6 protein-coding genes are annotated in these 5,245 nt (G+C 74.2%); 1 reads left to right on the top strand and 5 read right to left on the bottom strand.

Annotated elements, in window-relative coordinates; all coding sequences use genetic code 11:
- The 3 genes from J0670_RS29325 to bldG form a co-directional block, all read right to left on the bottom strand.
- Window positions 1-575, bottom strand: a 575-nt coding sequence (locus J0670_RS29325; protein WP_207814719.1) for a small secreted protein, incomplete at its 3' end; no start/stop codon positions are given.
- A gap of 329 nt (window positions 576-904) precedes the next feature.
- On the bottom strand, window positions 905-1,324 hold the full coding sequence (locus J0670_RS29320; RefSeq protein ID WP_207814718.1) for an ATP-binding protein: 420 nt from the start codon (window positions 1,322-1,324) through the stop codon (window positions 905-907).
- A gap of 159 nt (window positions 1,325-1,483) precedes the next feature.
- Window positions 1,484-1,825: an anti-sigma factor antagonist BldG gene (bldG, locus tag J0670_RS29315; RefSeq protein ID WP_188305076.1), complete on the bottom strand. Its 342-nt coding sequence runs from the start codon at window positions 1,823-1,825 to the stop codon at window positions 1,484-1,486.
- 222 nt (window positions 1,826-2,047) lie between these two features.
- On the opposite strand from bldG, the gene J0670_RS29310 reads away from it, so the two are divergent.
- Complete coding sequence (locus tag J0670_RS29310) at window positions 2,048-4,411, top strand: DEAD/DEAH box helicase (protein ID WP_207814717.1); 2,364 nt, start codon at window positions 2,048-2,050, stop codon at window positions 4,409-4,411.
- On the opposite strand, the gene J0670_RS29305 is transcribed toward J0670_RS29310, so the two are convergent.
- Window positions 4,406-4,936, bottom strand: coding sequence for an Rv3654c family TadE-like protein (locus tag J0670_RS29305; protein WP_207814716.1), 531 nt, complete (start codon window positions 4,934-4,936; stop codon window positions 4,406-4,408). The genes J0670_RS29310 and J0670_RS29305 overlap by 6 nt on opposite strands.
- Window positions 4,924-5,244 carry a TadE family type IV pilus minor pilin gene (locus tag J0670_RS29300; protein ID WP_207814715.1) on the bottom strand — a complete coding sequence of 107 codons (321 nt, stop codon included), beginning with the start codon at window positions 5,242-5,244 and terminating at the stop codon, window positions 4,924-4,926. Before J0670_RS29300 ends, J0670_RS29305 begins: the two co-directional genes overlap by 13 nt.
- Between the last annotated feature and the right edge of the window lies 1 nt (window position 5,245).

Raw genomic sequence — 5,245 nt, 5'->3', positions numbered from 1 at the left:
CCGGTGGCACCGGCGCCCGGGGTGGCGCTGGGCTGGCTCGGCTTGCACCCCTCCTGCTTGGCCATCGCCGCGCCGAGATCGCCGCGCTGCAGCTTGGCCTGCGCCTGGGTGGACAGCGAGGACAGCTGCCGCAGCTGGTCGGCGACGCTGTTCAGCCCGTCCGCGAACTTCGCCTGGTCGTTGTTGGACAGCGCGTCCAGCTTCTTCTGGACGTCCAGGTAGCCGTCGGCCGCCTTCTTCAGCTCGTCGACGCTGTCCTTCTGCAAGGCCGCGCCGTTGTCCACCTTGGGCGCACCGGCCGCGTCGATCGCGGCCGCGATGTCCTGGTTGGTCTTGGCCAGTCGCCCGATGTCCGCCGAGAGCCGCTTCTGCAGGTCGACCGGCCCCTCGCCGGTCTTCACCTGGGCGGTGTCGGCGAGCGCGGCCTGCGCCTGGGCGATCGGGTCCTTGGCCGCGCCGCAGACGTTCGACGCCCAGGACTCCAGCTGCTTGCTGTTGTCGTCGCCGCCGCAGCCGACGGCGCCGAACGCGAGCAGCACGCCGAGGGCGGGTACGGCCAACAGTCGCTTGTTCACCGGGAGAAGCCTTTCGGTTTCGGTCGTGTTCGGTCGTCGAACCTACACGGCCGCCACCGACCACCCGCTTCCCGGCTGCTCAGCCCCCGTCGCTCGGCCTCGGTCGGGTACCCCGAACTCCCGCCGGGCCCGTCCTCGCACGGCACGCTGACGGTCGTGCTCGGCTGTGCGCCGGTCGTGCGCGCTTGTGCCCAGCCGTGCCCAGCCGTGCCCGGTCATGCCGGAAGCGGCGAACCGCCCGGCTCAACAATTCGTCGACGACTGCCCGAGGGCTTGAGTCCCGGGCCAGTCCCGGGCCCCGGACCCCGGGTACGGCGCGGAAGCGGCCCTCAGACCGCGACGGAGGTGACCGAGACCGGCCAGCTCATCCGGATCACGCCACCACCGGCGCCGTTGGTGACCTCCAGGTCCTCGACCAGGCCGGTGATCACGGCGAGCCCCAGGGTGTCCTCCTCCGCCTCGCCGCCCTCGGCAGCGCCGGGGGTCGGAACGGCGGCGGGGCCGGCTTCGTCCTCGACCTCGATGAGGAAACGCTTCTCCTGGTCGGTCAGCGCGACCCTGACCGCGCCGCCGATGCCACCGCGCTGGTGCAGGCCGACCGCGCGCGAGCACGCCTCACCGACCGCGAGCCGTACCTCGTCGAGCACCGACTCGTCGACCCCGGCCCGTCTGGCGACGGCCGCGGCGACCAGCCGGGCCGTCCGCACGTGCTCGGGAAGCGCGCTGAATCGAAGTTCGACGGTTGCCATCTCTCCCCCTCGGGGTACTCCGACCGGGGCCGGAGGTACGGCCCCTGCGGGCCGGCTGGGCCGGCCCCGGTGCGGCCGGGGAGCGCCAGGGCCTGGCAGGCCCGGGCGTCCCGGACGCGTGGAACGGGCGGGCCGGCCACGCGGACCGGCCCGGACGCGTCAGTCGGTCGCGGCGACCGCGTCGTCCACCGAGGTGTGGATCGGGAAGACCTTGGTCAGGCCGGTGATCCGGAAGATCTTGAGGATGCGCTCCTGGTTGCAGACGAGGCGCAGCGAGCCCTCGTGGGCGCGCACCCGCTTCAGACCGCCCACCAGCACGCCCAGGCCGGTCGAGTCGAGGAAGTCGACGCCCTCCATGTCGACGACGAGGTGGTACTTGCCGTCGTTGACGAGCTCGACCAGCTGCTCCCGCAGCTTCGGGGCGGTGTACACATCGATCTCGCCGCCAACCTCGACGACCGTACGGTCGCCGACTGCACGGGTCGACAGGGACAGGTCCACGGAACCTCCAGCACCTTGCCTTGCTACGTCATGTGCGATCCTCGGCCGGACGGCCGCCACCGCATGGTCACGAGCCCGGGCACACCAAGCCAACGCGTGGCAAGCCTCAGCGCTGCGACCCACGGCCGTACGGCCGTCACGGCCACATTCAACCACCTGCGACCATGCCCGCACGATGGCTTACGACGATTCTCCGTCACGCCGGTGACACACTGGGTCCTCATGCCGCCCCGACACAGCCTGCCTGAGGCACTACTCACGACCCTGTCCACCAGTCGGGGGCGGTCCGACCGGCTCACCCATACGGAGCACCTTCCCGCCCGACCTGCGCGTTATTCGCCGTGGCCCGACTCGATCCGCCGGGAGATCGTGGAGTCGGCGCTCGCCGTCGGGGTGGAGCAGCCCTGGGCGCACCAGGCAGAAGCGATGAACCTGGCGAAAAGCGGCCAGACTGTGGTGATCGCCACAGGCACCGCCTCGGGCAAGTCGCTGGGCTACCTGGCGCCCGTGCTGAGCGACCTGCTGGACGGCACCGAGGCCCGCAACGGCCGCGGCGCCACCGCGCTCTACCTGGCCCCGACCAAGGCTCTCGCCGCCGACCAGCGCCGCCGCGCCGCAGAGCTCGCCCCGCCCAGAGTGCGCGCCGCCCTGTACGACGGCGACACCCCGCCCGAGGAGCGCGAGTGGGTCCGCCAGTACGCCTCCTACGTGCTCACCAACCCGGACATGCTGCACCGGGGCATCCTGCCCGCGCACGCCCGCTGGTCCTCCTTCCTGAAGGTGCTGCGCTACGTGGTCATCGACGAGTGCCACAGCTACCGGGGCGTGTTCGGCTCACACGTCGCCCAGGTGCTGCGACGGCTGCGCCGCGTATGCGCCCGTTACGGTTCGTCACCCACCTTCCTGCTCGCCTCCGCCACCACCGCCGACCCGGCCGCCACCGCCCGGCGCCTGACCGGTCTGCCCGCCGTGGCCGTGACCGAGGACGCCTCGCCGCGCGGGCCGATGGTCTTCGGCCTCTGGGAGCCGCCGCTGACCGAGAACGTCGGCGAACACGGCGCCCCCGTGCGCCGCACCGCCACCGCCGAGGCCGCGCACCTGCTGACCGACCTGGTCGAACGGCAGACCCGGACCGTCGTATTCGTCCGCTCTCGCCGCGCCGCCGAACTCGTCGCCCTCCAGACCCAGGACCAGCTCGGCCGACCACTCGCCGACCGGGTGGCCGCCTACCGCGGCGGCTACCTCGCCGACGAACGCCGGGCCCTGGAACGCGCCCTGCACTCCGGCCGGCTACTCGGACTCGCCTCCACCTCCGCTCTCGAACTCGGCGTCGACATCTCCGGTCTCGACGCCGTCCTGATGGCCGGCTACCCCGGCACGCGGGCCTCGCTGTGGCAGCAGGCGGGCCGGGCGGGCCGTGAGGCCCAGGGAGCGCTGGCCGTCCTGATCGCCCGGGACGACCCGCTGGACACCTACCTGGTGCACCACCCGGAGGCGCTGTTCGCGGCGCCCGTCGAGGCCACCGTGCTCGACCCCGACAACCCGCATGTGCTCGCCCCGCACCTGTGCGCGGCCGCCGCCGAACTCCCGCTCACCGACGCGGACCTGGAGCTGTTCGGCCCCTCCACCGCACCGCTGCTGCCGGTGCTGGAACGGCGCGGCCTGCTGCGCCGACGCGCCGACGGATCCTGGTACTGGACCCGCCGCGAACGCGCGGCCGACGCCGTCGACCTGCGCGGCAGCGGCGGCAGCCCGGTGCAGATCGTCGAGGCCGACACCGGCCGGCTGCTCGGCACGGTGGACGCCGCGGCCGCCCACACCACCGTCCACACCGGGGCCGTCCACCTCCACCAGGGCCGCACCTACCTGGTCCACGAGCTCGACCTGGAGAACTCGGTCGCCCTCGTCGAACCGGCCGACCCGCCGTACACCACCTCCGCCCGCGACATCACCTCCATCTCGGTCCTCGACACCGACACCACCGTCCACTGGGGCGAGGGTCGGCTCAGCTTCGGCTCGGTGGAGGTGGTCAACCAGGTGGTCGGCTACCTCCGGAAGCGGATCTCCACCGGGGAGATCATGGGCGAGAGCAAGCTCGACCTCCCGCCCCGCACCCTGCGCACCCGCGCGGTCTGGTGGTCCGTCACCGAGGACCAGCTGCTCGACGCGGACCTCCCGCTCGACCAGCTGCCCGGTGCCGCCCACGCCGCCGAGCACGCCTCGATCGGCCTGCTGCCGCTGTTCGCCACCTGCGACCGGTGGGACATCGGCGGCGTCTCCGTGCCGCTGCACCCCGACACCGGACTGCCCACCGTGTTCGTCTACGACGGCCACCCGGGCGGGGCCGGCTTCGCCGAACGCGGTTTCCAGCGGGCCGTCCAGTGGTTGACCGCGACCCGGGAGGCGATCGCCTCCTGCGAGTGCGAGCGCGGCTGCCCGTCCTGCGTCCAGTCGCCCAAGTGCGGCAACGGGAACGACCCGCTGGACAAGGCGGCGGCCGTGCTGCTGCTGGACGTCCTCCTGGCCGGAGCCCCCGGCGCGGAGTCCGGACCGGCCCCGGAGGGTACGGCGCCGACCGGCTCATGACGCCCCCGGCGAGCCGCCCGGAGCGCCACCGGGACCGCCGCCCGGAGCGCCTCCGGCGCCGTCCTCGGCCCCGGCGACCGGAGCCCGTACCGGTCCGGCACGGGACCTCGCCCGCGCTGGGCCGACCGGCAGCCGCAGCGGGAGCCCGCCGACCGGCACCTCGGCGACCACCTCGACGGCGTCCGCCGACCGGTCGACCGCGCAGGACACCAGCACGGCTCGCTGGGCCGCGGCGATCCCCGCGGCCCGACCGCAACCGCCGTCCGGGTCCAGCAGCAGCCGGTCGGCCGCCGCCAGGGCCGCCAGGTCGGCGGCCGACTCGGCCCGGTGCCGGGCCGCGACCACCGCGCCGACCGCGATCGTCGCGGTGAACACCGCCGTACCCAGCATCGCCAGGGCGAGCAGCCAGACCGTCGCCGAGCCGGCGTCCGGCCCGTAGCCGCGCCCGCCCGCCGTGGCGACCCGCGCGGTACGGGCCCGTGCCAGCCGCTCTCCCGCCCGCCGCAGGCCGGTCAGGAGGGCCACGGGCCACCACCCGCCTCGATGGCGTTGCCCAGCACGTCCTCCCGCGCCGCCACGGCCGCTGCGCCGACCCTGACGGCGAGCAGCCCGCCGAGCCTGCCCGGCGCCGTACACGGTGCGTCCACGTCGACCCGCACGGTGTCGGCCGCCACCGCCACCCGTACCTGCGCCCCCGGCGGGGCGGCCGCGCGGGCGAGCTCGGCGGCATCGACCTCCCCGCGCGCGGCCGCCCTGGCACCGATCCGGGCCGCGTCCACGCAGTGGATCTGCGCGGCCGCCGCCAGTACGCCCCAGATCAGCATCGCCGCCAGA

The sequence above is a fragment of the Streptomyces sp. FH025 genome, assembly GCF_017427025.1.
In the GTDB taxonomy this organism is placed as follows: Bacteria; Actinomycetota; Actinomycetes; order Streptomycetales; family Streptomycetaceae; genus Kitasatospora.
This window is presented reverse-complemented; position numbering and strand designations above follow the sequence as displayed.